Origin of the sequence: Antrihabitans stalactiti (assembly GCF_012932915.1) — a bacterium.
Classification (GTDB): Bacteria; Actinomycetota; Actinomycetes; order Mycobacteriales; family Mycobacteriaceae; genus Antrihabitans; species Antrihabitans stalactiti.
This window is the reverse complement of record NZ_VCQU01000006.1, coordinates 133,063-154,562: the sequence shown is the minus strand read 5'-3', so window position 1 is coordinate 154,562 and position 21,500 is coordinate 133,063. Positions and strand designations below refer to the sequence as shown.

Annotated in this window: 25 protein-coding genes and 1 riboswitch; of the genes, 11 read left to right on the top strand and 14 right to left on the bottom strand. The window is 63.4% G+C overall.

Going from position 1 to position 21,500, the window contains the following annotated elements:
* Positions 1 to 78: 78 nt before the first annotated feature.
* On the top strand, positions 79 to 951 hold the full coding sequence (locus FGL95_RS18145) for an HhH-GPD family protein (protein WP_169589395.1): 873 nt from the start codon (positions 79 to 81) through the stop codon (positions 949 to 951).
* Position 952: 1 nt separating this feature from the next.
* Here FGL95_RS18145 and FGL95_RS18140 read toward each other — a convergent pair whose 3' ends face one another.
* Complete coding sequence (locus FGL95_RS18140) at positions 953 to 1,693, bottom strand: alpha/beta fold hydrolase (RefSeq protein ID WP_169589393.1); 741 nt, start codon at positions 1,691 to 1,693, stop codon at positions 953 to 955.
* A gap of 45 nt (positions 1,694 to 1,738) precedes the next feature.
* On the opposite strand from FGL95_RS18140, the gene mhuD reads away from it, so the two are divergent.
* The 4 genes from mhuD to FGL95_RS18120 all read left to right on the top strand — a co-directional run bounded on the left by mhuD (position 1,739) and on the right by FGL95_RS18120 (position 3,706).
* Positions 1,739 to 2,044: a mycobilin-forming heme oxygenase MhuD gene (gene mhuD, locus FGL95_RS18135; RefSeq protein ID WP_169589391.1), complete on the top strand. Its 306-nt coding sequence runs from the start codon at positions 1,739 to 1,741 to the stop codon at positions 2,042 to 2,044.
* 45 nt (positions 2,045 to 2,089) lie between these two features.
* A riboswitch (cobalamin riboswitch) is annotated at positions 2,090 to 2,224 on the top strand.
* Between the two features lie 35 nt (positions 2,225 to 2,259).
* A complete protein-coding gene (locus FGL95_RS18130; RefSeq protein ID WP_169589389.1) occupies positions 2,260 to 2,454 on the top strand; it encodes a CbtB domain-containing protein in 195 nt (64 codons plus the stop codon).
* Positions 2,445 to 3,227, top strand: a complete 783-nt coding sequence (locus FGL95_RS18125) for a CbtA family protein (protein ID WP_169589387.1) — start codon at positions 2,445 to 2,447, stop codon at positions 3,225 to 3,227. The genes FGL95_RS18130 and FGL95_RS18125 overlap by 10 nt, the downstream gene beginning before the upstream one ends.
* 35 nt (positions 3,228 to 3,262) lie before the next feature.
* Entirely contained in the window at positions 3,263 to 3,706 is a 444-nt protein-coding gene (locus tag FGL95_RS18120; protein ID WP_169589385.1) for a hypothetical protein, read from the top strand.
* On the opposite strand, the gene FGL95_RS18115 is transcribed toward FGL95_RS18120, so the two are convergent.
* The 3 genes from FGL95_RS18115 to FGL95_RS18105 are packed head-to-tail and all read right to left on the bottom strand — an operon-like array spanning position 3,678 to position 5,922.
* Positions 3,678 to 4,118, bottom strand: coding sequence for an OsmC family peroxiredoxin (locus FGL95_RS18115; protein WP_169589383.1), 441 nt, complete (start codon positions 4,116 to 4,118; stop codon positions 3,678 to 3,680). The two genes, FGL95_RS18120 and FGL95_RS18115, sit on opposite strands and share 29 nt — an antisense overlap.
* Before the next feature lie 56 nt (positions 4,119 to 4,174).
* Positions 4,175 to 5,023, bottom strand: coding sequence for an ABC-2 transporter permease (locus FGL95_RS18110; protein WP_169589381.1), 849 nt, complete (start codon positions 5,021 to 5,023; stop codon positions 4,175 to 4,177).
* Positions 5,020 to 5,922: an ABC transporter ATP-binding protein gene (locus tag FGL95_RS18105; RefSeq protein ID WP_169589379.1), complete on the bottom strand. Its 903-nt coding sequence runs from the start codon at positions 5,920 to 5,922 to the stop codon at positions 5,020 to 5,022. Before FGL95_RS18105 ends, FGL95_RS18110 begins: the two co-directional genes overlap by 4 nt.
* Positions 5,923 to 6,031: 109 nt before the next feature.
* On the opposite strand from FGL95_RS18105, the gene FGL95_RS18100 reads away from it, so the two are divergent.
* The 3 genes from FGL95_RS18100 to FGL95_RS18090 all read left to right on the top strand — a co-directional run bounded on the left by FGL95_RS18100 (position 6,032) and on the right by FGL95_RS18090 (position 8,756).
* Complete coding sequence (locus FGL95_RS18100) at positions 6,032 to 7,192, top strand: sensor histidine kinase (protein WP_169589376.1); 1,161 nt, start codon at positions 6,032 to 6,034, stop codon at positions 7,190 to 7,192.
* The gene (locus FGL95_RS18095) at positions 7,189 to 7,857 is read left to right on the top strand and encodes a response regulator transcription factor (protein WP_169589374.1); all 669 of its coding nucleotides are present in this window, start codon (positions 7,189 to 7,191) and stop codon (positions 7,855 to 7,857) included. The genes FGL95_RS18100 and FGL95_RS18095 overlap by 4 nt, the downstream gene beginning before the upstream one ends.
* An 86-nt stretch (positions 7,858 to 7,943) precedes the next feature.
* Positions 7,944 to 8,756: an LLM class flavin-dependent oxidoreductase gene (locus tag FGL95_RS18090; protein ID WP_169589371.1), complete on the top strand. Its 813-nt coding sequence runs from the start codon at positions 7,944 to 7,946 to the stop codon at positions 8,754 to 8,756.
* A gap of 44 nt (positions 8,757 to 8,800) precedes the next feature.
* Here FGL95_RS18090 and FGL95_RS18085 read toward each other — a convergent pair whose 3' ends face one another.
* Positions 8,801 to 11,347 carry an ATP-dependent Clp protease ATP-binding subunit gene (locus tag FGL95_RS18085; RefSeq protein WP_169589369.1) on the bottom strand — a complete coding sequence of 849 codons (2,547 nt, stop codon included), beginning with the start codon at positions 11,345 to 11,347 and terminating at the stop codon, positions 8,801 to 8,803.
* A 317-nt stretch (positions 11,348 to 11,664) separates the two neighbouring features.
* Between FGL95_RS18085 and FGL95_RS18080 the strand changes: the two genes are divergently transcribed.
* The gene (locus tag FGL95_RS18080) at positions 11,665 to 12,621 is read left to right on the top strand and encodes an alpha/beta fold hydrolase (protein WP_169589367.1); all 957 of its coding nucleotides are present in this window, start codon (positions 11,665 to 11,667) and stop codon (positions 12,619 to 12,621) included.
* Here the strand turns inward: FGL95_RS18080 and FGL95_RS18075 are convergent.
* Positions 12,618 to 13,118, bottom strand: coding sequence for an anthrone oxygenase family protein (locus FGL95_RS18075; protein ID WP_169589365.1), 501 nt, complete (start codon positions 13,116 to 13,118; stop codon positions 12,618 to 12,620). The two genes, FGL95_RS18080 and FGL95_RS18075, sit on opposite strands and share 4 nt — an antisense overlap.
* Before the next feature lie 81 nt (positions 13,119 to 13,199).
* On the opposite strand from FGL95_RS18075, the gene FGL95_RS18070 reads away from it, so the two are divergent.
* Positions 13,200 to 14,126, top strand: a complete 927-nt coding sequence (locus FGL95_RS18070) for an AraC family transcriptional regulator (RefSeq protein ID WP_169589363.1) — start codon at positions 13,200 to 13,202, stop codon at positions 14,124 to 14,126.
* A 52-nt stretch (positions 14,127 to 14,178) separates the two neighbouring features.
* On the opposite strand, the gene FGL95_RS18065 is transcribed toward FGL95_RS18070, so the two are convergent.
* From FGL95_RS18065 to FGL95_RS18045, 5 genes are all read right to left on the bottom strand, one after another.
* Positions 14,179 to 14,739, bottom strand: coding sequence for an FHA domain-containing protein (locus FGL95_RS18065; protein WP_206072067.1), 561 nt, complete (start codon positions 14,737 to 14,739; stop codon positions 14,179 to 14,181).
* A gap of 149 nt (positions 14,740 to 14,888) precedes the next feature.
* Positions 14,889 to 15,200: a chorismate mutase gene (locus tag FGL95_RS18060; protein WP_169589359.1), complete on the bottom strand. Its 312-nt coding sequence runs from the start codon at positions 15,198 to 15,200 to the stop codon at positions 14,889 to 14,891.
* A 439-nt stretch (positions 15,201 to 15,639) separates the two neighbouring features.
* Entirely contained in the window at positions 15,640 to 15,996 is a 357-nt protein-coding gene (locus tag FGL95_RS18055) for a histone-like nucleoid-structuring protein Lsr2 (RefSeq protein WP_169589357.1), read from the bottom strand.
* 117 nt (positions 15,997 to 16,113) lie between these two features.
* The gene (gene lysS, locus FGL95_RS18050) at positions 16,114 to 17,619 is read right to left on the bottom strand and encodes a lysine--tRNA ligase (RefSeq protein WP_169589355.1); all 1,506 of its coding nucleotides are present in this window, start codon (positions 17,617 to 17,619) and stop codon (positions 16,114 to 16,116) included.
* 21 nt (positions 17,620 to 17,640) lie between these two features.
* Positions 17,641 to 18,285, bottom strand: coding sequence for a TetR/AcrR family transcriptional regulator (locus FGL95_RS18045; RefSeq protein WP_169589353.1), 645 nt, complete (start codon positions 18,283 to 18,285; stop codon positions 17,641 to 17,643).
* A gap of 85 nt (positions 18,286 to 18,370) precedes the next feature.
* Here FGL95_RS18045 and FGL95_RS18040 point away from each other — a divergent pair, with 85 nt between their 5' ends.
* Positions 18,371 to 19,534 (top strand): epoxide hydrolase family protein, encoded by a 1,164-nt coding sequence (locus FGL95_RS18040; protein ID WP_169589352.1) that lies wholly within the window; start codon positions 18,371 to 18,373, stop codon positions 19,532 to 19,534.
* Here FGL95_RS18040 and FGL95_RS18035 read toward each other — a convergent pair.
* The 3 genes from FGL95_RS18035 to FGL95_RS18025 form a co-directional block, all read right to left on the bottom strand.
* Entirely contained in the window at positions 19,521 to 19,943 is a 423-nt protein-coding gene (locus FGL95_RS18035) for a rhodanese-like domain-containing protein (protein WP_169589350.1), read from the bottom strand. The genes FGL95_RS18040 and FGL95_RS18035 overlap by 14 nt on opposite strands.
* The gene (locus FGL95_RS18030) at positions 19,940 to 20,533 is read right to left on the bottom strand and encodes a cysteine dioxygenase (protein WP_169589347.1); all 594 of its coding nucleotides are present in this window, start codon (positions 20,531 to 20,533) and stop codon (positions 19,940 to 19,942) included. The genes FGL95_RS18035 and FGL95_RS18030 overlap by 4 nt, the downstream gene beginning before the upstream one ends.
* Positions 20,534 to 20,696: 163 nt before the next feature.
* Complete coding sequence (locus FGL95_RS18025) at positions 20,697 to 21,500, bottom strand: type III pantothenate kinase (RefSeq protein ID WP_169589345.1); 804 nt, start codon at positions 21,498 to 21,500, stop codon at positions 20,697 to 20,699.

The following is a 21,500-nucleotide window of genomic DNA, read 5'->3' as shown; positions in this document are numbered from 1 at the left end:
GGCACGTTACCAGCGAGTATGGCGCGTTAAACCTCCGGCAACTCTGCTGCACAACGCGCGAAAAGAGGTTGTGAGGTCGTGACGATCGAAGCCGGAACGCTGATTCGGTGGTTCGACTCGCATGCGCGCGACCTGCCGTGGCGACGGTCCGGCGTGACGGCCTGGCAGGTCTTGATGAGCGAGATCATGCTGCAGCAGACCCCCGTTGTCCGCGTGGCGCCCATTTGGGAGCAATGGGTACGGCGGTGGCCGGTGCCGTCGGCGATGGCGGCGTCGTCGCAAGCCGAGGTACTTCGAGCGTGGGGCAAGCTCGGCTATCCCCGACGTGCGCTGCGGCTGCATCAGTGCGCCGGGGTACTGGCGAACGACTTCGGCGATGTGGCGCCGGCCGATGTCGACACGCTGCTGACGTTGCCGGGCGTCGGCGCCTATACGGCTAGAGCGGTCGCGTGTTTCGCTTATGGCGCGCGCGTTCCCGTCGTCGACACGAATGTGCGACGAGTCGTCGCACGCGCCGTCCACGGCCGTGCGAACGCCGGAAATCCCTCTACGACAGCCGATCTCGCCGACGTCTCGGCACTGCTGCCTACCGACCGTCGTCGGGCCGCGACCTTCTCAGCCGCGCTGATGGAATTGGGCGCCACCGTGTGCACTGCCCGATCACCGCGCTGCGACGACTGTCCCCTGCCACGCTGCGCATGGGTCGCCGCCGGTAAGCCGGCGGGCACCGAGATTCGTCGCGCGCAGAAGTTCGAAGGAACGGACCGGCAGGCGCGGGGCAGGCTGCTGGACGTGTTGCGCGACAGCCACGCACCCGTCGAACGCGCGAGGCTCGATCTGGCGTGGCTGACCGACCCCGCCCAACGGGACCGCGCCCTCGACTCGTTGCTCGTCGACGGACTGATCGAGCAGACCGACGACGGTTTGTTCGCCCTCGCAGGCGAAGGCTGACTCAGAGGGTTTGCAAGAAGGCCGAGACGGCGTCGCGATATCGCTCGGGTTGGTCGTCGTGCACCAGATGGCCGGCATCGGCGATGCGGACGTACGTGGCGGCGGGATGCTCGTTCGCCATTCGTCGCATCTGGTTCGGCAAAGTGATGGTGTATTCGGCTTCGATCACCAAAGCAGGCGCACTAATCGTCAGCCATTGACTCCAGAATTCGCGCGTACCCCATTCTTCGGAAATATCGCGAAATGTCGCTACCGAACCATGCAGGTGAAAGCCGTCGTCACGGCGAGTGAACGAATCGAGAAAATACTGGCCGGCGACCGGACCGAAGAACTCCAGAACGGAGTCGGGGGTCGGGAATGGCTGCGGCCATGCGGCAATCATCGCAGCCCAATGGGTTGCAGTTCCGCCGCGAAAATCGGGTGCCATGTCTTCGACGACGATTCCGCGAATTCTGTCCGGATACCGTGCGGCGTAGCACCACCCGTGCAAAGCGCCCATCGAATGCCCGATGACGACCATCGGCTCGGTGAGCGACTCGACTGCCGAAGCGAGGTCGTCGACGAACGCCTCGGTGGTCAACTGTGCGGGCGCAGGCCTGCCATGCCCAGCGGCGTCGAACGTGTAGACATGCCCGAATTCGCGCAGCCACGGCACGTGCCGCGACCAGGTCCGCGCGCTGCCCATGAGCCCGTGCAGCAGCAGTATCGGCGGGCCTGAGCCACCCTCGTCGTGAAGCGTCATCTCCTCCACGCTAGCGACGACGCGCCCGCGAGTAACCTGCAACCCATGGCCGTTGTGAAGATCAATGCAATCGAAGTTCCCGAGGGTGCTGGCCCCGAACTGGAGAAGCGCTTCGCGCACCGCGCGCATGCGGTGGAAAACTCGCCCGGCTTCCTCGGCTTTCAGCTGCTTCGGCCGGTCAAGGGCGACAACCGGTACTTCGTTGTGACCCAATGGGATTCGGAAGAGTCGTTCCAAGCATGGGTGAACGGTCCGGCTCGCGAGGCGCATTCGGGCGAGCGAGCAAAGCCGGTATCCACCGGTGCCTCGCTGCTCGAATTCGAAGTCGTGCTCGACGTCGCAGCGAAATAGCGGATCGCGCTCGATACTCCTGCAGTTGTTGCCAATTGACACGGCGACAACTTCGGTGCAAAAGTTCGCGAGACAAACCGTGTTGGCGATGTGGGAATTACCGGTGTGAATCCGGAGCGGTCGCGCCACTGTGAGACCGGCGCTAGTCGCTGGAGAGCCAGACCCTCGCGCCAACACATCTCACGAACGGGACGCGCAATCCCAGGAGGAACTCGATGGCAATCGCCCATTCGCCCGCACGGACCACTGAGCCGTTGACGGCGTTGCTTATCTCGGTCGGCGTGGTGCTGCTTGCACTGTTGACGCTGTATCTGGTCGGCTTCGACCAGGGCGCCATCTCACGCAGCGGTCTGTACCTGCACGAGTTGATGCACGACGGACGCCATTTGCTGGGGCTACCGTGCCACTGACCGGAACGCTCAAAGAGCTACTCATCCGCGGGTTGCTCGCTGGGCTCATTGCAGGCCTGCTCGCAGGCGGTGTTGCTTTCGGGCTCGGTGAACCGCGCGTCGATGCGGCCATCGCAATCGAAGAAGCGAACGCTGCTGCCGAACATCACGAGGCTGACGCACCGGCTGGGCACTCGCACGGCGACGAAGACGCGCCCCTCGTCAGCCGCGACGGCCAGCGAGGTGGCCTGTTCCTTGCCACTGCCTTGGCAGGCCTTGCCCTGGGCGCGATCTTCGCGTCTGTGGCGCACTACGCCCGGAGACAGATCAACGTCTCCGGACCGGTTCTCGCGATAACTCTTGCGACGGCTGGCTGGTTGGCGATCGAGGCAGTGCCGTTCTTCAAATACCCGGCCAATCCGCCAGCGGTCGGCGATCCGGACACGATCAACAAACGCACGCTGCTGTGGCTTGCCGCTGTTGTGCTCGGGCTGGCAGCCGTGGCTATCGCCGCTTACGTATCGAAGGTTGTCGCGGCGCAACAGTTCACGGTCCGACTGATCGCGCCGTTTGCGGCGTTCCTCGTCGTCGTCGGACTCGGGTACGTGTTGCTCCCCGGAATCAACGAGGTCGGCGCAGACTTCCCCGCGTCGCTGCTCTGGCAGTTCAGGGTCTCCTCGCTGGCAACGCAGGCGACGTTGTGGATCAGCCTCGGGTTGGCGTTTGCGTTCCTCACCGAGCGCGCTGGTCGCCGTAATACCGCAGTACCAGCAAGGGCCGCTACCGGAGGGTGATGCCGCTCGGGTTACGAGCCGCGCACCATCGGGGCATGCCCGATGCCGCACTCGTAGCCCAGCCGCCCCGGACCGTCGTTCGGGCATTCCGCATGATCGTCGTAGCCCTTCTCGCAGGCGTCGCTGAAGCGACCGTGCGAGAGGGGCTTACGCCGTCACTGGGTCTGGGGATCCGGGTCGCTGTCTACGCGGCGGTCTTCGCTGTCGCCATTCGAATGCGAGCCGGCGACCGTTGGGCGCGCACCGCACTCGCCATTGGGCTCGGCACGGTCGGCCTCGCATCGTTGCTCGCAGAACCGATGGCGGCGACGTTGTCCGCGAACGGGTTCGGCGAACTTGTCGACGACCTGACCGCTCAGTCCGTAGCTATCGGCGTTGCGCGGTTCGTGCATGTGGTCGCCGTGATCGTCGCGCTGGTGTCGATGTACCAGCGCGACGCACGACGGTATTTCAGGACTCCAGCGCTGCGTCCAGCGTGATCTCGACGCCGGTCAGTGCCTTACTGACCGGGCAGCCGACCTTCGTTTCCTCGGCCGCCTTGGCAAAGCCTGCCGCGTCGAGGCCATCGACCTTGCCGCGAACGGTCAGCTTGATCCCGGTGAGGCGGAGGCCGCCCGCCGGGTCCGGACCGATAGACACGTCTGCCGTCACCGAGAGGCTTTGTGGCGTACCGCCTGCCGCGGCGATTCCGCCCGACAACGCCATCGCGAAGCAGGACGAATGTGCCGCCGCGATCAGTTCTTCGGGACTCGTCGTCCCGTCGGCTGCATCCGCGATTCGTTTCGGGAAGGACACGTCGAACGAGCCAAGCCCGGAGCTGGCTAGTTCGACCTGCCCTGATCCGTCCTGCAATCCTCCGGTCCAGGCTGTCTTGGCGGTGCGAGTTGGCATGTCGCGTCCTTTCGAGGGGTTGGCTTTCGCGATCGAACCTACTCCCCGCTCGTCGCTCAGATAAGGTCGCGCCGACGAATCAACAGGATCGTTCCGGCGGCGAAGGCCACCAGATAAATACCAAGCACCACAAGCGATTCGGACCGACTCAGAATGTCGAGCACTCCCGGCACCGGCTCGCCTTGAACGGTCCGCATCGCGCCCGCGAGCGATCCGGCCGCCGTGCCCGGAAGGTAGTCGGTGACCGTCTGCAGCGGTCCGAGGATTGCGGCGACACCGCGCAGCAGATTCTCCACGACGAGCACCCACACCAGGCCGAGGCCGACTGCTAAAGCGGGTCCCCGCGCGATTGCGCCGATCAGCACCCCGCCGAGCGTCCACATGCCGAGAATCATGATCCCCGAGCCGATTCCGTTCAGCGACTGGCTGATCGACGGCAGGTCGACTGATTGCGACTCCGACAGTGCGATCACACTCGCCACGGACACGTCGATCACGAAGGCCGCGAGCACCAGCGCTGCGACCGTGACAGCCAGCGCTACCAGGGTTCCACCGACCACCTCGGTGCGCTTGGGTCCTTGTGTGAAGACGGTCTTCCAGGTTCCCCAGCCGTAGCCGCTGCCGACGGCCAGCGCGCCGAGGATGAGCATGAGGGCGCCGCCGAACATGGCCATGCCCTGCGTGAACGATTCAGGGACCGCGGTGGGCAGCATCTGCTGGAGGAGGGCATCGCGCGGCAGTCCGTTCGACATCTTGCCCGCGTCACCGGTCTTGTAGGCGATGTAGTTGAACACGTAGACGAAGGTCAGGTTCAGGACGATCCAGGTGCCGAGCAGGATCCAGAATGCGGGCCATTTGCGTAGTCGCAACGCCTCGGCTCTGGTGGTTGCGAGCAGGCTGTTCATTTCACCATCTCCTTTTCGGTAGCTGTCATTTCGAAAAACACTTCTTCCAGGGACCTCTCGTCTGCACGCAGTTCGAGGAGGTCCGCACCCGATTCGACGACCGCCCGCGCCACTGCAGGCGCGTGGTCGGCGCCGATATCGACCCGAATTCCGTTGCCGGTGAGCAGGGCTCGACGCGACACCCGCTGTACCGCGGGAAAGGCCACCTCGAGCGGATTCGCTCGAAGGAAAAGGGTTGTCGCACCGCGCAACTCGGTGACGGTCGACTCGACGAGCAACTTCCCGCCCGAGATCACGCCGACGCGGTGGCAGATCTCCTGCACCTCGCTCAACATGTGACTCGACAGCACCACGGTGTGCCCGGAATCGGCGAGTTCGACGATCAGCTCCCGCATCTCCGCCATACCCGCGGGGTCGAGGCCGTTCGTCGGCTCGTCGAGAATCAGCAGGTCCGGCTCACCGAGCAGCGCAGCACCGACCCCGAGTCGCTGCTTCATACCGAGCGAATAGGTCCGGAATTTGTCACCGCCGCGATCGGTCAGCCGGACTCGGCCCAGCGCTTCGTCGACATGCCGGTCGGTCAAGCCTCGATAGCGAGCCATGACGCGCAGATTGTCGCGACCGGACAGGTAGGGAAAGAACCCCGGTCCTTCGATGAGCACACCGGTCCGCGTTGTCGCCTCCGGATCGCCCGGCCGGTGGCCGAGCACAGTCGCGGCGCCGCTGGTCGGCGTGATCAGCCCGACGAGCATGCGCAGCGTGGTGGTCTTGCCCGCGCCGTTGGGTCCGAGGAAGCCGTAGATCTCGCCGCGGTCGACGGTCATACTCACGGCATCGACGGCGGTGTGCTCGCCATAGCGTTTGGTCAACTTGTCGGTCGACACGATTCGATTTCTCATAGGCAAAGCCTCGACCGTGGGCAGGTTTCCTACATCCGTCTGAAGGCGACACTGCGACTACGTACGCAGACCGACGACATGTGACGCACCCGCGGACTACCTTGCGGATATGCGACTTCGCGAACTCGGCCCAGCCGACTGGGGCGTGGCGCTCGTGGTGGCGGTACTCCAATTGGTCGGCAGTCGCGGCGCCAACGCCAGCCAGACGCTCGCCAGCCCCCTGGACTGGTGGGGCTACGTCCTGTTGGCGATCGGACCTGCCGCCCTCCTGCTGCGTCGACGGCTACCGCTGCTGGTTCTCTTCATCGCGATCGCGGCAGCGGCGGCATACGTCACCCGTTACGGCTACGGACCGATCTTCCTGTCGCTCGTCGTGGCATTCCTTACCGCCGCGGTCCAAGGATCACGTTGGCCCACATACGCTTTGATACCAGCGGGATACTTGTTCTTCGTGTGGCCGGTGCCGGCGCTGATCAGCGACCGCACCCCGAATTGGTGGGCCGCCCTTGGCATTGCGGCGTGGTTGACGGTCTTGGTGGCTGCGGCGGAAGGGATTCGCCAACGTCGAGCGGTCCTACTCGCGCGCCGCCAACGCAAACAAGCATCGCTGCGTAGCGCCGAGGAAGAGCGGTTACGACGGGCGAGTGAAGAACGTCTCGCGATTGCCCGCGAGTTGCATGACGTTCTTGCGCACAGCCTTTCGCTGATCAATGTGCAATCGTCGGTCGCGCTCGAACTACTCGAACGCAAGCCCGAGCAAGCCGCGACGGCATTGGCCGCGATCAAGACGGCGAGCCGGGACGCGCTCGGTGAGGTCCATTCTTTGCTGAACGCGATTCGCACGGGTGCAGACCGCGCGCCGACCGCACCCGCGCCGAGCATCGCGGATCTCGATGCCGTCGTCGAGCGCGCGCGGTCCGCAGGGATCGCCGTCCGAACATCGATCGAAGGCAAAGCATTTCGACTACCCAGCGTTGTCGATGTCGCCGCAGCCAGAATCATCCAGGAATCGTTGACCAATGTTGCCCGCCATTCCACCGAGGCCGCAGCTGTTGTGACAGTGCAGTATTCGCCAACATTGCTTGTCGTCCAGGTCGACAACGGAGGATCGGCCGGTGACGGACGCCCGAAAGTAAGCGGCGGCAACGGCATTCGCGGCATGATCGAACGCGCACGCGCGCTCGGCGGAGAGCTGTCCGCAGGCCCGCGACGAGGCGGCGGATTTCGGGTCGAGGCTCGGCTACCTATCGGAAGCGAGGAGGATCGATGACGATTCGTGTGGTCGTGGCCGACGATCAGGCTCTGGTACGCGCTGGCTTCGTCGCGCTACTCGACGCACAGGACGGCATCGACGTCGTCGGTGAGGCCGACAATGGCGAACAAGCGGTCCGCCTCGCGCGCAAATTGATCCCCGACGTCGTCCTGATGGATATCAGGATGCCGATACTCGACGGTCTCGGCGCGACGCGTATGATCGCCGACGACCCTGACCTCGCAGACGTGAAGGTGGTCGTTCTGACGACCTTCGAAATGGACGAGTACGTCTTCGAAGCAATGCGCTCAGGCGCAACGGGTTTCCTGGTCAAACACACCGAGCCGGCGGATTTGGTCCGTGCGGTCCGTGTTGTGGCTGCCGGCGATGCGCTGCTCTCCCCCGGCGTCACCCGTCGCCTCGTCGCCGAGTTCGCTGCGCATGCGAAGGCGGCTCCCCCGACGACGCAACTCGACGAACTGACCGAGCGCGAACGCGAGGTCATGGTGCTCGTCGCCGAGGGTCTCACGAATGCCGAAATCGGCACCCGGCTCTTCATGAGCCCCGCCACCGCTCGCACGCACGTCAGCCGAATTCTGCTCAAGCTCGGTGCTCGAGACCGCACCCAATTGGTCGTCATGGCATACGAATTCGGCCTGGTTCGGCCGGGTTGGCAGGAATAGCCCGCTCACAAGTACGTGTGTGGACGTAGCGCAAACAACGACGCGCGGCCGATGCTTCGCAGTCCCGATCCGGGCAAGCTCGAATCATGAACATTAACGCGTTCTCCTTCGGAATCATCGTCGTGCCGCGGACTGCGGCGGACTGGACCGCTGCGGTCCAGCGAGCTGAGCGGCAGGGCTTCTCGAGCGTGCTGCTGCCCGATACGACGTTCACCACCTCACCGATGCCCGCGCTCGCCGCTGCCGCCGCGGTGACGTCGACGATCAAGCTCAGGCCGTGGGTGTTGGCTGCGCCGCTGCGCCATCCTGGGGCAACGACGCGAGAAGTTGCCGCGTTGCAGTTGCTGTCGGACGGGCGGTTCGAGCTCGGTATCGGTGCCGGTCGTCCAGGTGGTGAGCTGGACGCGGCGAAGCTAGGGATGGCGTGGGGCACGCCCGGTGAGCGACGCAGACAGGTTGCGGAAACCGTCGCAGCGGTACGCGAAGCTGTGGACCCGATGCCGCCGGTGATCGTCGCCGCGTCCGGTCCGCGCCTGTTGGCCGACGCTGTCGGTTACGCAGACCGGATCTCCCTGGCGGCTCAGCCGCAGGCCACAGTGGCCGATCTCGCTCCGCTGGTCGACAACATCAGGTCCGCAGCGAACGCCGACCTGCCGATCGGCTTTCAGATCGTGGGAGTCGGCGATCGCCTGCCGCAGTTCACCGCGTCCAAGTTCGGTCTCTCTGCCGCCGAATTGCGAGCGGCAGGCGCGGCAGGTGTCATCAGTGGCGATCCAGCGGAAGCCGTCGCCGAATTGACCGAGCTGCGGGACCGATTCGGCATCGACGAATTCCTGGTGCCAGGTGAGCTGGCCGACGCGTTCGTTCCTGTGCTCGCGCAGCTACACGCCAACGCATGACGAAAGGGCCCCCACATTGGGGGCCCTTTCGGTTGTTCTAGTTGTTACTCGCCTTCGGCGATGCCTTCTGCTGCGCCCGCAAGCGCAACGACCGGCTTTTCCTCGACCTTGACCAGAGATGCCTTCGGCTGGCCCTTGAAGGTGAACTTGGCGTCTTCGCCTGCACCTTCGCCGTCCCAGTTCTCGACATCGACCAGAACGACCTGCCCTGGGCTGATCTCGCCGAACAGGATCTTCTCGGAGAGCTGATCCTCGATCTCGCGCTGGATGGTCCTGCGCAGCGGCCGAGCACCGAGTACCGGGTCGAAGCCGCGCTTCGCGAGCAAGGACTTCGCCTTGTCGGTCAGCTCCATCGTCATGTCCTTGCCAGCCAACTGCCTGCCGACTCGCGCGATCATCAGGTCGACCATCTGAACGATCTGGTCGGTCGTGAGCTGGTGGAACACGATGACGTCGTCGATACGGTTGAGGAACTCCGGCCTGAAGTGCTTCTTCAGCTCGTCGTTGACCTTCTGCTTCATGCGGTCGTAGTTGCTGCCTTCGGCGGACTGCGTGAAGCCGAGGCCGACTGCCTTCGAGATGTCGGACGTACCGAGGTTGCTGGTGAAGATCAGGACGGTGTTCTTGAAGTCGACCGTTCGACCCTGACCGTCGGTGAGCCGACCGTCCTCCAACACCTGTAGGAGCGTGTTGTAGATCTCCTGGTGCGCCTTCTCGATCTCGTCGAACAGCACGACGCTGAACGGCTTGCGGCGGACCTTCTCGGTGAGCTGGCCACCCTCTTCGTAGCCGACGTATCCGGGAGGAGCACCGAAGAGCCGCGACGCGGTGAAGCGGTCGTGGAACTCGCCCATGTCGATCTGGATGAGGGCATCGTCGTCGCCGAACAGGAAGTTCGCCAAAGCCTTCGACAGCTCGGTCTTACCGACACCGGACGGACCGGCGAAGATGAACGAGCCCGACGGACGCTTCGGATCCTTGAGCCCTGCACGGGTCCGGCGAATCGCCTTGGAGACGGCCCTGACGGCATCCTCCTGGCCGATGATCCGCTTGTGGATCTCGTCCTCCATGCGCAGCAGACGGGTTGTCTCTTCTTCCGTCAGCTTGTACACCGGAATGCCGGTCCAGTTACCGAGCACTTCGGCGATCTCGTTGTCGTCGACCTCGGCGATGACGTCGAGATCACCCGAACGCCACTGCTTTTCGCGCTCTGCACGCTGAGCGACGAGCGACTTCTCCTTGTCGCGTAGCCGCGCGGCCTTCTCGAAGTCCTGCGCGTCGATCGCGGATTCCTTCTCCCGGCGCGCGTCGGCGATCTTGTCGTCGAATTCGCGCAGGTCCGGCGGAGCGGTCATGCGACGGATGCGCATGCGCGCACCGGCCTCGTCGATCAGGTCGATCGCCTTGTCGGGCAAGAACCTATCGTTGATGTAGCGGTCGGCCAAGGTCGCCGCTGCAACGAGTGCGCTGTCGGTGAAGGACACGCGGTGGTGTGCCTCGTAGCGATCGCGCAGCCCCTTGAGGATGCTGATCGTGTGCTCGACCGTCGGCTCGCCGACCTGGACCGGCTGGAACCGGCGCTCGAGCGCAGCGTCCTTCTCGATGTACTTGCGGTACTCGTCGAGGGTGGTTGCGCCGATGGTCTGCAGTTCGCCACGGGCCAGCTTCGGCTTCAGGATCGAGGCCGCGTCGATCGCGCCCTCGGCCGCGCCTGCACCGACCAGCGTGTGCAGCTCGTCGATGAACAGGATGATGTCGCCACGGGTGTTGATCTCCTTGAGGACCTTCTTCAGGCGCTCTTCGAAGTCACCGCGGTAGCGCGAGCCTGCAACCAAGGAACCGAGGTCCAGGGTGTAGAGCTGCTTGTCCTTCAGCGTCTCGGGAACCTCGCCGTTGACGATGGCCTGAGCCAAGCCCTCGACGACCGCCGTCTTACCGACGCCGGGCTCACCGATCAAAACCGGGTTGTTCTTGGTACGGCGGCTCAGCACCTGCATGACACGCTCGATTTCCTTCGAGCGGCCGATGACAGGGTCGAGCTTGCCTTCCAGCGCTGCCTGCGTCAGGTTGCGACCGAACTGGTCGAGCACCAGCGAGGTGGACGGTGTACCCGTCTCGCCACGGCTGCTGCCGGACTCCGACGGCTCCTTGCCCTGGTAACCCGAGAGCAGCTGAATGACCTGCTGACGCACGCGATTCAGATCTGCACCGAGCTTGACCAAGACCTGCGCTGCAACGCCCTCACCCTCACGGATCAGGCCAAGCAGGATGTGCTCGGTGCCGATGTAGTTGTGACCGAGCTGCAGCGCCTCGCGGAGGCTGAGCTCGAGCACCTTTTTGGCACGCGGCGTGAATGGAATGTGGCCGGACGGAGCCTGCTGGCCCTGACCGATGATCTCCTCGACCTGGCTACGAACACCTTCGAGGGAAATCCCCAACGACTCCAGCGACTTCGCAGCAACGCCCTCGCCCTCATGAATGAGACCCAGGAGGATGTGCTCGGTGCCGATGTAGTTGTGGTTGAGCATCCGGGCCTCTTCTTGGGCCAGGACGACGACGCGTCGCGCGCGGTCTGTAAACCTCTCGAACATCGCTCTCCCTCACTTCAGCCCGGCACTGCCTCCGGATCCAGTACCCCGTCCCTACTGTAGTTGCCGAGGTTTCGACCCGCCGAGCGTCCACCCATTTAGGTGGACCGATCGTGCCAGCTTATGTAGTTAACGCCGCAGGTACGACATTCGTTTCCGCATTTGTACGCCCGCAGCGAACAACGACCTCCCGGCCCCCCAAAGGTGGACATACCCGCACCCCCGGGGTGCTCGGACCAACCTCTCGGGGTGCTTATGACGCGGAACTCTTCGGCGCAGAGTGGAAGTTGCCCACCCACCGCGCAGACCCGGAGCCCGAAATGTCGATCACCAGCACAATCGCCGCCCAGGTGGAACGTCGTGCCACGGTCGTGACGCAAGACGGCGCGAAGCTCGCAGTTCGCGAAATCGGTCCGATGAACGCGCCCATGACCGTCGTCCTCCTGCACGGTCACTGCTTGGGCTCGCAGTCCTGGACCTACGTTCGCAGCGCTTTGACCAAGCAGTACGCCGATGCACGCATCGTCAACTTCGACCACCGCGGTCACGGCAGCTCCTCCGATGCCGCGGCAGCCACGTACACGATCGAACAGCTCGGCCGCGACCTGCACACGGTCCTCGGTGTCGTCGCCCCGACCGGACCTGTCGTTCTCGTCGGCCACTCGATGGGCGGCATGACCGCATTGACCTACGCCCGGCAGTTCCCGCAGGAGATCGGCAACCGCATCGTCGGTATCGCACTGATCGCGACCGCCGCGTCTGGTGTCGCCGAAGCCGGCTTCGGCCGCCTGCTCCGCAACCCCGTCGTCTCGTTGTTCCAGGCCAGCGTCCGCGTCGCACCCCGCGCCATGCAGCGCGCGAAGCTGATGGCGTGCAAGATCTTCGCGCCCGTCATTCGGTCCGCGGAGTTCGGTGACCGCAAAGTCAGCCCGCGCGTTCTCGCGCTCGCGAACGCGATGCACAACAAGACGCCGATCGTCACGATGGCGACGTTCCTGCGTTCGTTCATGACCTACGACGAGTCGGCAACGCTCGAATCCCTCTCGGAGATCCCGACGCTCGTCCTCTGCGGCTCGGCCGACCTGATGACTCCTCCGTCGCACTCGGTTGCGATGGCGAGCGGTGTCGCCTTCTCCGACCTGGTTGTCGTCGACGGCGCAGGCCACTCGGTCATCCTCGAGCAGCCCGCCGAAGTTGCCGACGCGCTTGCCCGCCTTCTCGCACGCGTGAGCGGCCCCGGCAATGCCGAGGCCGCCCAACTCGCGCTCGCCGCCTAGGTCCGTACCCGGCCGTACTGCACCAACGCCCAGATCAAGCAGCCGAATGCGGTTGTATGCGCGAGACCGCGGACGATGTTCCAGCGGACCCACGAGGTGATGAATTCGGACCAGACATTCGCGGGGTCCGCGATCGACACCGCTTTGCCCGCCGCGTCCAGCTGGTTGTTGAGCGGAATGTTGAAGGCGAAGCTGACTAGTGTGCCGACGATGTTCAGTACCGCGGCCGCTCCGACCCACGCCAGCACGGACGGCATGTCCTTGCCGAACAGCATTCCTGCGATGACTGCCGTGACGACCGGTGCGCCCAGAAAGCTGAGCATGAAAACCGGATTGACGATCACGACGTTTATCCGCTGCATCACATCCACGGCCGCGCGGTCGTCGACTTGGTTCAGCGCAGGCATCACCGAGACTGCGTAGGAGTAGTAGACGCCGGCCAGCAAGCCGGTGCTGATCGTCGATGCGATGAGGACGATGGCTCGGAACGTGTTCATGTCAGCAATTACAGTCCGTCATGGCGAGACGAACCATCGCTGAAAGGCTCATTTCCATGTTCGAGCGTCTACGATTCAGTCATGGACGCGCTAGCCAGCCTGCTCGAGGGACCACGCGCCCGCGGCGCGTTCTTCATGAAGTCGATTCTGAAGCCACCCTGGTCGCTCCGCATTCAAGACGAGGCACCGCTGACGCTCATCGCCAACATGCGAGGCGCTGCGTGGGTGGTTCCCGACTCTGGTGCGCCGATCGAGATCCGCTCGGGTGACATCGTCATCGTGCGCGGTCCGAAGCCGTACACGGTCGCCGACCGTCCAGACACGCCTCCGGACATCATCATCGCGCCGGGCCAAGTCACGATGACCCCCGACGGTGAAGTGCTCTGCGAGACGATGAGCCTCGGAGTGCGCAAGTGGGGCAACAATCCTGCCGGACCGAACATGATGGTGACCGGCACCTACGAGTCATGCGGCGCGGTCAGTCAGCGGCTGTTGCGTGCGTTGCCAGCATTCGTCGTCATGCCCGAGACAGAACTCGACACCCCGCTCGTCGCACTGCTGGGGCGAGAAGTCGAGCGGGACGAGCCCGGCCAAGGCGTCGTGCTGGACCGCTTGCTCGATCTGGTGCTGATCGCCGCGCTACGCGCCTGGTTCGCCCGCGACGAAGCGCCCTCCTGGTATCAGGCCTACGGCGACCCGGTCGTCGGAAAGGCGCTGCGGCTTCTGCAGAACAATCCCGCACATGCATGGACGGTCGCGAGCTTGGCGACAGAGTGCGGACTGTCCAGAGCCGGTCTTGCTCGGAGATTCACCGACCTGGTCGGCGAATCTCCGATGGCATTCCTCACCGAGTGGCGCCTCGCATTGGCAGCCGATTTGCTGGTCGAGTCCGATGCGACCGTCGACGCCGTGGCCAGACAGGTTGGGTATGGCAGCGCATTCGCCCTCAGCACAGCTTTCAAACGCGAACGTGGCGTCAGCCCGCGCGAATTCCGACTCGGTGCGTAAACGGTCGTGAGTCTTTCAGGAGTCCCTGGACTCCTAAAAGACTCACGAGGGGTTAGAGGTCGCGTTCGGAGATGACGCCGCTCTGTAGTGCCAACTCCGCCAGGCGAACCCGCTTCTGATTCTGCGGGAGGTCCTCGACACCGAACTTCGCGAACAGCGCCCGCAAGTGCGTTTTGATCGCATCGACGCTCAAGAACAACTCGGCCGCAATCTGCTGATTCGAAGCAGGGCTCGCGAACGCCGCGCTGTGCTTGTACGGACGGCACAGCGCCACAAGCACGGACCGCTGAGTTTCGGTCAGCGACCGCAAGGTCGGAACGAGGTTCGACGAGACCCTGGTGACGTCGTCGATGCCGGAACCGAACTCATGGAACGTCAACAGCGCTGCGCCGATCCGGATGCGATCGCCTGCACGCAGGCGTCGGCGTCCGGCGAGCCGTTCGCCGTTGACGAAGGTTCCGTTGCGGGACAGTCCGTCGTCGAGGATCGTCCAGTGTGTTCCCATCCATTCGATAGCCGCGTGCAGTCGCGATACCTCGTCGTCCCACGTCAACGGCACGTCGGCTTGGGGTGACCGACCGACCGTCACACGAGGGAGTTCGGGCGACAGCATCAACTCCTGCTGTCGTCCGAGTTCGTCTGCAAATCGCAAGCATGGCCCATCAAGAACTGACACATTGACCTCTTATCACAGGTCAATCGTGCCGCGTGGCCGGAATTACAGCAAGACGGCCCCATTTGTGCAGGCAGTGGCCTTTCAGTTCAGTGCTGACGGGGAGCGCCAGTCCGGCCCAGGCGGAGCAGCAACATGCCCAAGCTGACACCGTCGCGACCAAGTTCCTTCTCGAAGCGACGCAGAACCTGCATCTCGGAGTGCTGAGTCACCTGCGGCAGTCCCGCACCGATTCGGGCCAGGCCGGCGCGTCGGGTGATCTCGACGCGCCGGCGGACTGCGGCCAGGATTTCTGCGTCGAGCTCGTCCAGTTCTTCACGCAGCATTTCGATTTCGCGCTGGGACAGATCGGCGCCCGCGGCGTGGGTGGCTGCGGTGGGGGCTTCTGCGGTGATCGGCATTTCGTGTGCTCCTCGGGTCATTTCGTTCGCTTGTTAACACTGATCCTCTTCGTTACGAAGCGAACGCAATAGGCACCCCAGGGGGGAGATATCCACCCCCCTGTGCGCTTACGAGCGGAGCGGAGTTAACGAATAGGCGCCGAACACCTATGCGCGGCGGGCCCATGGGCTGGTTGACTGCGGCGAAGAGCCGGCGTGGGCTACCGATTCGATTGCGGCAGGCGTGAAATCGCACTGCTGAATGTGCGTGACGTCGCGCTACGCGGCGACTGTAGACACAGCCGCCGGTGCGGCGGGAAGGATTGCTGATTAGTCGACTGCGGCAGGTGCGACGCTCAACGTCAGGTAGGAAAGATCATCATCGGGAGAAATCCGCCTGCGCCCCGAGCAAAATTGTGAAAATTAGTTAACTACTTGCACAGAACTTTGCCGAACAAGGTCACTTCTTCGCCTTGTTGTAGGCTTCCGTGATTTCTGCGGAGATTCGTCCTCTTGCCGACACCTTGTGTCCGTTTCGGCGCGCCCATTCACGAATAGCTGCGCTTTGTTCACGATCAACCGAGACCCGGCTCTTTGTACCGGCGGCAACAATTGTGGGCTTCGCTGCCCTACGACGGCCACTCACCTTGCGAGCGCTGGAAACCCAAACGTCGAGCAACGACCGCAACTTGGCTGCATTTGCCGAGGACAGGTCGATCTCGTAAGACACACCGTCGATACCGAACTCGACCGTCTCGTCGGCAGGAGCCTCCCCATCCACATCGTCGATGAGGGTGACAGTGACCTTCTTTGCCATGGGATGACTTTCCTCTCGAATGGAGTGACCTACATCGTAGGCCTACTGCTCGGGGTCAGCGTACCCCAATTCCACGGAACACAAATCGAAAGTAATATACACGGAATCGCGCGAAGATCAGCGAGCGAGTGGCCGCACAATTGGGAACAAGATGGTTTCCCTGATTCCAAGTCCAGTAAGTGCCATTAGCAAACGATCGATTCCCATGCCAGTACCCGTCGTCGGCGGCATGCCGTGTTCCATTGCGGTAAGGAACTCTTCGTCGAGCGCCATGGCCTCGTCGTCTCCGGCAGACGCCAATCGCGCTTGATCGACAAAACGCTCACGCTGGACGACCGGATCTACCAATTCCGAATAACCCGTTGCCAATTCGAACCCGCGAACGTACAGGTCCCATTTCTCCGTGACACCCGGCTTCGACCTGTGTTGCCGCGTCAGCGGGGAGGTCTCTACAGGGAAATCGCGGACGAACGTCGGCGCGTGGAGTTTGTCCCCGTACTGGTGTTCCCACAGCTCTTCGACAAGTTTGCCGTGACCGTAGCCCTTGCCCTCCGGCACTTCGAGACCGACTCGCTCGGCGAGTTCGAGCAATTCCGCAACGGTCGTATCGGGCGTGACCGCAACGCCGATCGAATCGGACAACGACGGGTACATCTCGACCGTTGCCCACTCACCGGACAGATCGTATTCTGTGCCATCCGCAAGAGTGACGACCTGCGTGCCGAGCGCTTCTTGGGCGACTTCCTGCACTAATTCCCGGATCATCTTCGCGGAATCGTCATACGTGCCATACGCCTCGTAGGTTTCGAGCATTGCAAATTCGGGCGAATGGGTCGCGTCGGACCCTTCGTTTCTGAAGTTCCTATTGATCTCGAAGACCTTCTCGATTCCGCCGACCACGCATCGTTTCAGAAAGAGCTCCGGCGCGATCCGGAGGTACAAGTCGATGTCGAGTGCGTTCGAATGGGTAACGAACGGTCGGGCCGCCGCGCCGCCGTGCAAAGTTTGCAGCATAGGTGTCTCTACTTCGAGAAAGCCGCGACGCTCGAGAGCGTTCCGAAGAGCGCGCACGACCGCAATACGCTTGCGTGCCATTTCGCGCGCCTCCGGTCGGAGGATGAGATCGACGTAGCGTTGCCGAACGCGCGATTCCTCGCTCATCTCCTTATGCGCAACCGGCAGCGGTCGCAGCGATTTCGCGGCTATCTCCCAGGCATCAGCTAGAACGCTCAATTCACCGCGCCGAGAACTGATGACCTCGCCATGAACAAAGACGAAATCGCCGAGGTCGACGTCCGACTTCCACGCCGCGAGTGCCTCTTCGCCCACGCCCGCGAGGCTGATCATCACTTGCAGCGTCGTGCCGTCGCCCTCTTGGAGTGTGGCAAAACACAACTTGCCACCATCGCGGCGAAAAAGCACACGGCCCGCGACACCGACCGAGCGCCCAGTTTTCGAATCGGGTTCGAGATCTGGAAACATTTCGCGAATTTCGGACAGCGAGTGCGTGCGAGCGACCGAAACGGGATAAGGATCGCGCCCCTGCTCGAGCAATCGATCGCGTTTGGCGAGGCGGATTCGAATCTGCTCGGGGGTATCCTCGGTCGCGTCAGGTTCACTCACGACCGCAAAGCTTATCTTCTGTTACTCCATGGCCCAGCGAGCGGTTTGCTCCGCCCAGGTCGGCGGCGAGCCCGGCAGCGGTCCGCCGTCGGTGCGTTCGAGCCCATCGGTCACGATCGCGAGTTGCCGACGCTTCAACTCGGCGGTCCTGGCAGGGCTACCGAGCGTCGATTTTGCGATGAGCTCGAGTAAATAGGAGACGTCGAGGAACGTGACGTCGTCCCGCATCTTTCCTGTTGCTTTTGCTCGCTCGAAGAGTTCGATGCCCAGCTCACGCATTCGTTCGGCCTTCGCCAAGTGCACCGGGGTGGGCGTGAACGTGCCGGCAAGATGCACGGTCAGCGAATGCGTATCCGCGTCCACCAATTGCTGGAGACACTCGACGTACGTCGCCCAGGGCTCGGCATCGCTGGCGAGCGCGCGCTCCACGACCTCGAGATAGATGTCCTGACCGCGTCCGCACAACGTGCCGAGCAGGTCCTCCTTGCTGGCATAGCGGTTGTACAGCGCGCCGATTCCCACACCTGCGCGTTTTGCGACCGCCGACATCGGCGCCGAGGGGTCGGCGACGAACACTTCCCGAGCGGCGTCGAGGATCGCGCCATCGTTGCGCTGTGCTTCCGCGAACCGTCCGCGGCGCGAAACGGCAGGTTGTTCATCCGACATTCTTCGATCCTACTCTTGAACGGATCGTTCCGTTCAGTTATTCTTGAACAGAACGATCCGTTCTGATCAAACGAGAGGCATCCCGATGACCGTCAGCAACATCCGCCCGTTTCGCATCGAGATTCCCGAGGCCGCAATCGACGACCTGAAGAGTCGGTTGGCCAACACCCGTTGGGCAGCGCAGCTACCCGGCACCGATTGGGAGCGCGGCGTCCCTGTCGACTACCTGAAGGGCCTGGCCGACTATTGGGCGAACGAATTCGACTGGCGTGCAAAGGAAGACCGGATCAACCAGCATCCGCAGTTTCTGGCCGAGATCGACGGTCAGACTTTCCATTTCCTGCACATCAAATCGCCTGAGGCAAACGCGACTCCGCTGATGCTGCTGCACGGCTGGCCGGGATCCATCGTCGAGTTCCTGGACGTGATCGGTCCCCTCACCGATCCGCGAAGCCATGGCGGCGACCCCGCTGCAGCGTTCGACGTCGTCATTCCATCCCTCGCGGGCTTCGGGTTCTCCACTCCGTTGTCGGATACCGGGTGGAGCAGCATGCGGAACGCGAAGGCGATGACCGAGTTGATGGCGGCGCTCGGCTACGAGCGTTACGGCGTCCAAGGTGGCGATTACGGCGCCTTCATCGCGCCCGACATGGGCAGAGTCGCGCCCGACAAGGTCATCGGCGTACACGTGAATGCGGCGTCGTTCGGGTTCATCCCGCTTGGCCCAGTGTCCGAGGAGGACCAGGCAACGATGACGGACCTCGAGCGCAAACGCGTTGGCATGCTGGAGCACTGGGTCGTCGAAATGGACGGCTACTTCAAGATCCAGGCGACCCGCCCCCAGACCCTCGCCTACGGCCTCAACGATTCTCCCGCAGGTCAATTGGCGTGGATCGTCGAGAAATTCAAGGAATGGACCAACTCCGACAAGAAGCTGCCGGAAGACGCGGTGTCACGTGACGAGATCCTCACCAACATCTCGCTCTATTGGTTCACGGGTTCGGCCGGATCGACGGCCAACTTCTACTACGAATCCGGGCACGGGGGTTCGTGGCCCACTCCATCGCCCGTTCCGACCGGCGTCGCGGCGTTCGAACAAGACGTCGCAATCCGCCGATATGCGGAGCAGCTCAACAACATTGTGTACTGGAGCGATTTCGAAGAGGGCGGCCACTTCGCTGCTCTGGAGGTCCCTGAGCTGCTCGTAGCAGACGTCCGAGCGTTCTTCGCCTCACTCACGCAACGTTGACGGTCTCCGACAACCGGCCGACGTGGCGCGCACGCGCAGCGACGCCGAGCAGTCCGGCCGCTTCGAGCGCCTTGTAGCCGCCGACGAGGTCAGTGGCCCTGTGCAGACCAAGGTCTTGCAGGGCCGCTGCTGCAAGGCTCGAGGTGTAACCCTCCGAGCACACGATGATCCACTCGACGTCGTGGTCGACCGCAAGCGCGAGGTGAGCGGAACTGGTGGGATCGCAACGCCATTCGAGAACATTGCGCTCGATAGCGAGCGCACCCTGCAACGTTCCCTCCCGCTCGCGCTGCGCTTGCGGTCGGATGTCGACCAGGATCGCTCCTCGCGCAAGGGCTTCCGGGAGCTGGAAGGCGTAGATCCTGGAAAGCCGCGTCCGCGCCTGCTCCAGCAGTTGATCGATGTTCATTTCGGATCTCCCTCGGGCAGGTCGGTGAGAACTGTGCGCGTGCGGCGCAGGGTCTTATGGGGGGTGACTTCGTAGTACGACATCGCGGTCAACGGCGGCGAGTAGGCATGCACGCTCAGCGTCGGCTCCAGCGACTCTTCGTCGAGGGCCTCGGTCGAGGGCGCCCGCATCACGTCGTGCACCCAGCCGATCGGGAACGATGCCTGATCGCCGGCTTCGAGGGTGCGATGACGCAAATCCTCACCAGCCCAACGGAACTCCGACAGCGCACCGCTCAGAACGGTCAGCGCACCGATCGAGCCGGCGTGATCGTGGAGTTCGGTCGATTGGTCCGGCACCCAGCTGATCAACCAGACATCCACGTCGTCGTCGGAACTCAGCCGCACTGCCCAGCGAGAATCCTTGGGCCACACGCCGTTTCCGGGGAGCAAGTGGTCGTATACGCCGTTGAGCACATCGACTGCACCTTGATCGGTGATGCGCAGCAGATCGGCAGGGCGAAATCTGGTCGGCAGCGCCGACGCGATCGCCCGCTCGGGGAGGTCGTGAGTTTCGGATAGACCTGTGTCAGCAGAAATGACGGAGAGCATGAGAAAATCTCCAGGAAGTGTCGATGGTCAAGGCAGGATTCAGCCTCGACAACACTCCTGGGCGCTCATGCGGATGGACACGCGATCGACTATAGCAGCTCAACGCGCTTCTACAACTGTGAGTGATTTTCACCCCTGTGGGGGCTAGACGCGCGCACGGGGCTCAGGCGTGCCGCAGCCGACCCTTTGCGAGGTTGCGCTCGTACACCAGTCGCAACCCTTCTTGGGCGAGGTCGGGCTCGTGATGCTCGATGGTCGCAGATTCGGGAACGATCAGCGGAGCGCTGTCCCCCGTCGCGATGACAGCCACGCCGGACCCGCCGAAACCGGGAACTTCGGCCCGCACCCGACGGACCAAGCCGTCGACCATTCCAGCGAAGCCGAAGACAGCGCCGGACTGCATGCATTCGACAGTGTTCTTGCCCAATACGGACCGTGGCCGCAGCAGTTCGGGCTTGCGCAGCGACGCACCATGGACCAAGGCCTCCACCGAAATTTCGAGGCCTGGCGCGATGACGCCACCGAGAAATTCGCCTTTGGCCGAGACGACATCGACACAGGTCGCGGTGCCGAGATCCACGATGATCACCGGGCAGTCGTAGAAGTGATGTGCGGCAAGGCTGTTGACGATACGGTCCGCGCCGACCTCTTTGGGATTGTCGACGAGCAGCGGAACACCGGTCCGCACACCGGGTTCGACGACAACGTGCGGGACATGGCCCCAGTACTTGGCGAGCATCGACCGTATCTCGCGCAGCACGGACGGAACAGTCGACAGCGCTGCCACTCCGGTGACCTCGTCGGCGTGCGCACCGATCAGACCGCGCAGGTGCAGCGCCAACTCGTCGGCGGTGACGCGTGGGTCGGTGTGCATCCGCCAGTCCCGCACCAACTTCGAATGCGTACCGGTACCGGAGAACAGTCCGAGCACGATGTTCGTGTTACGGACGTCGATCGTGAGCAGCAC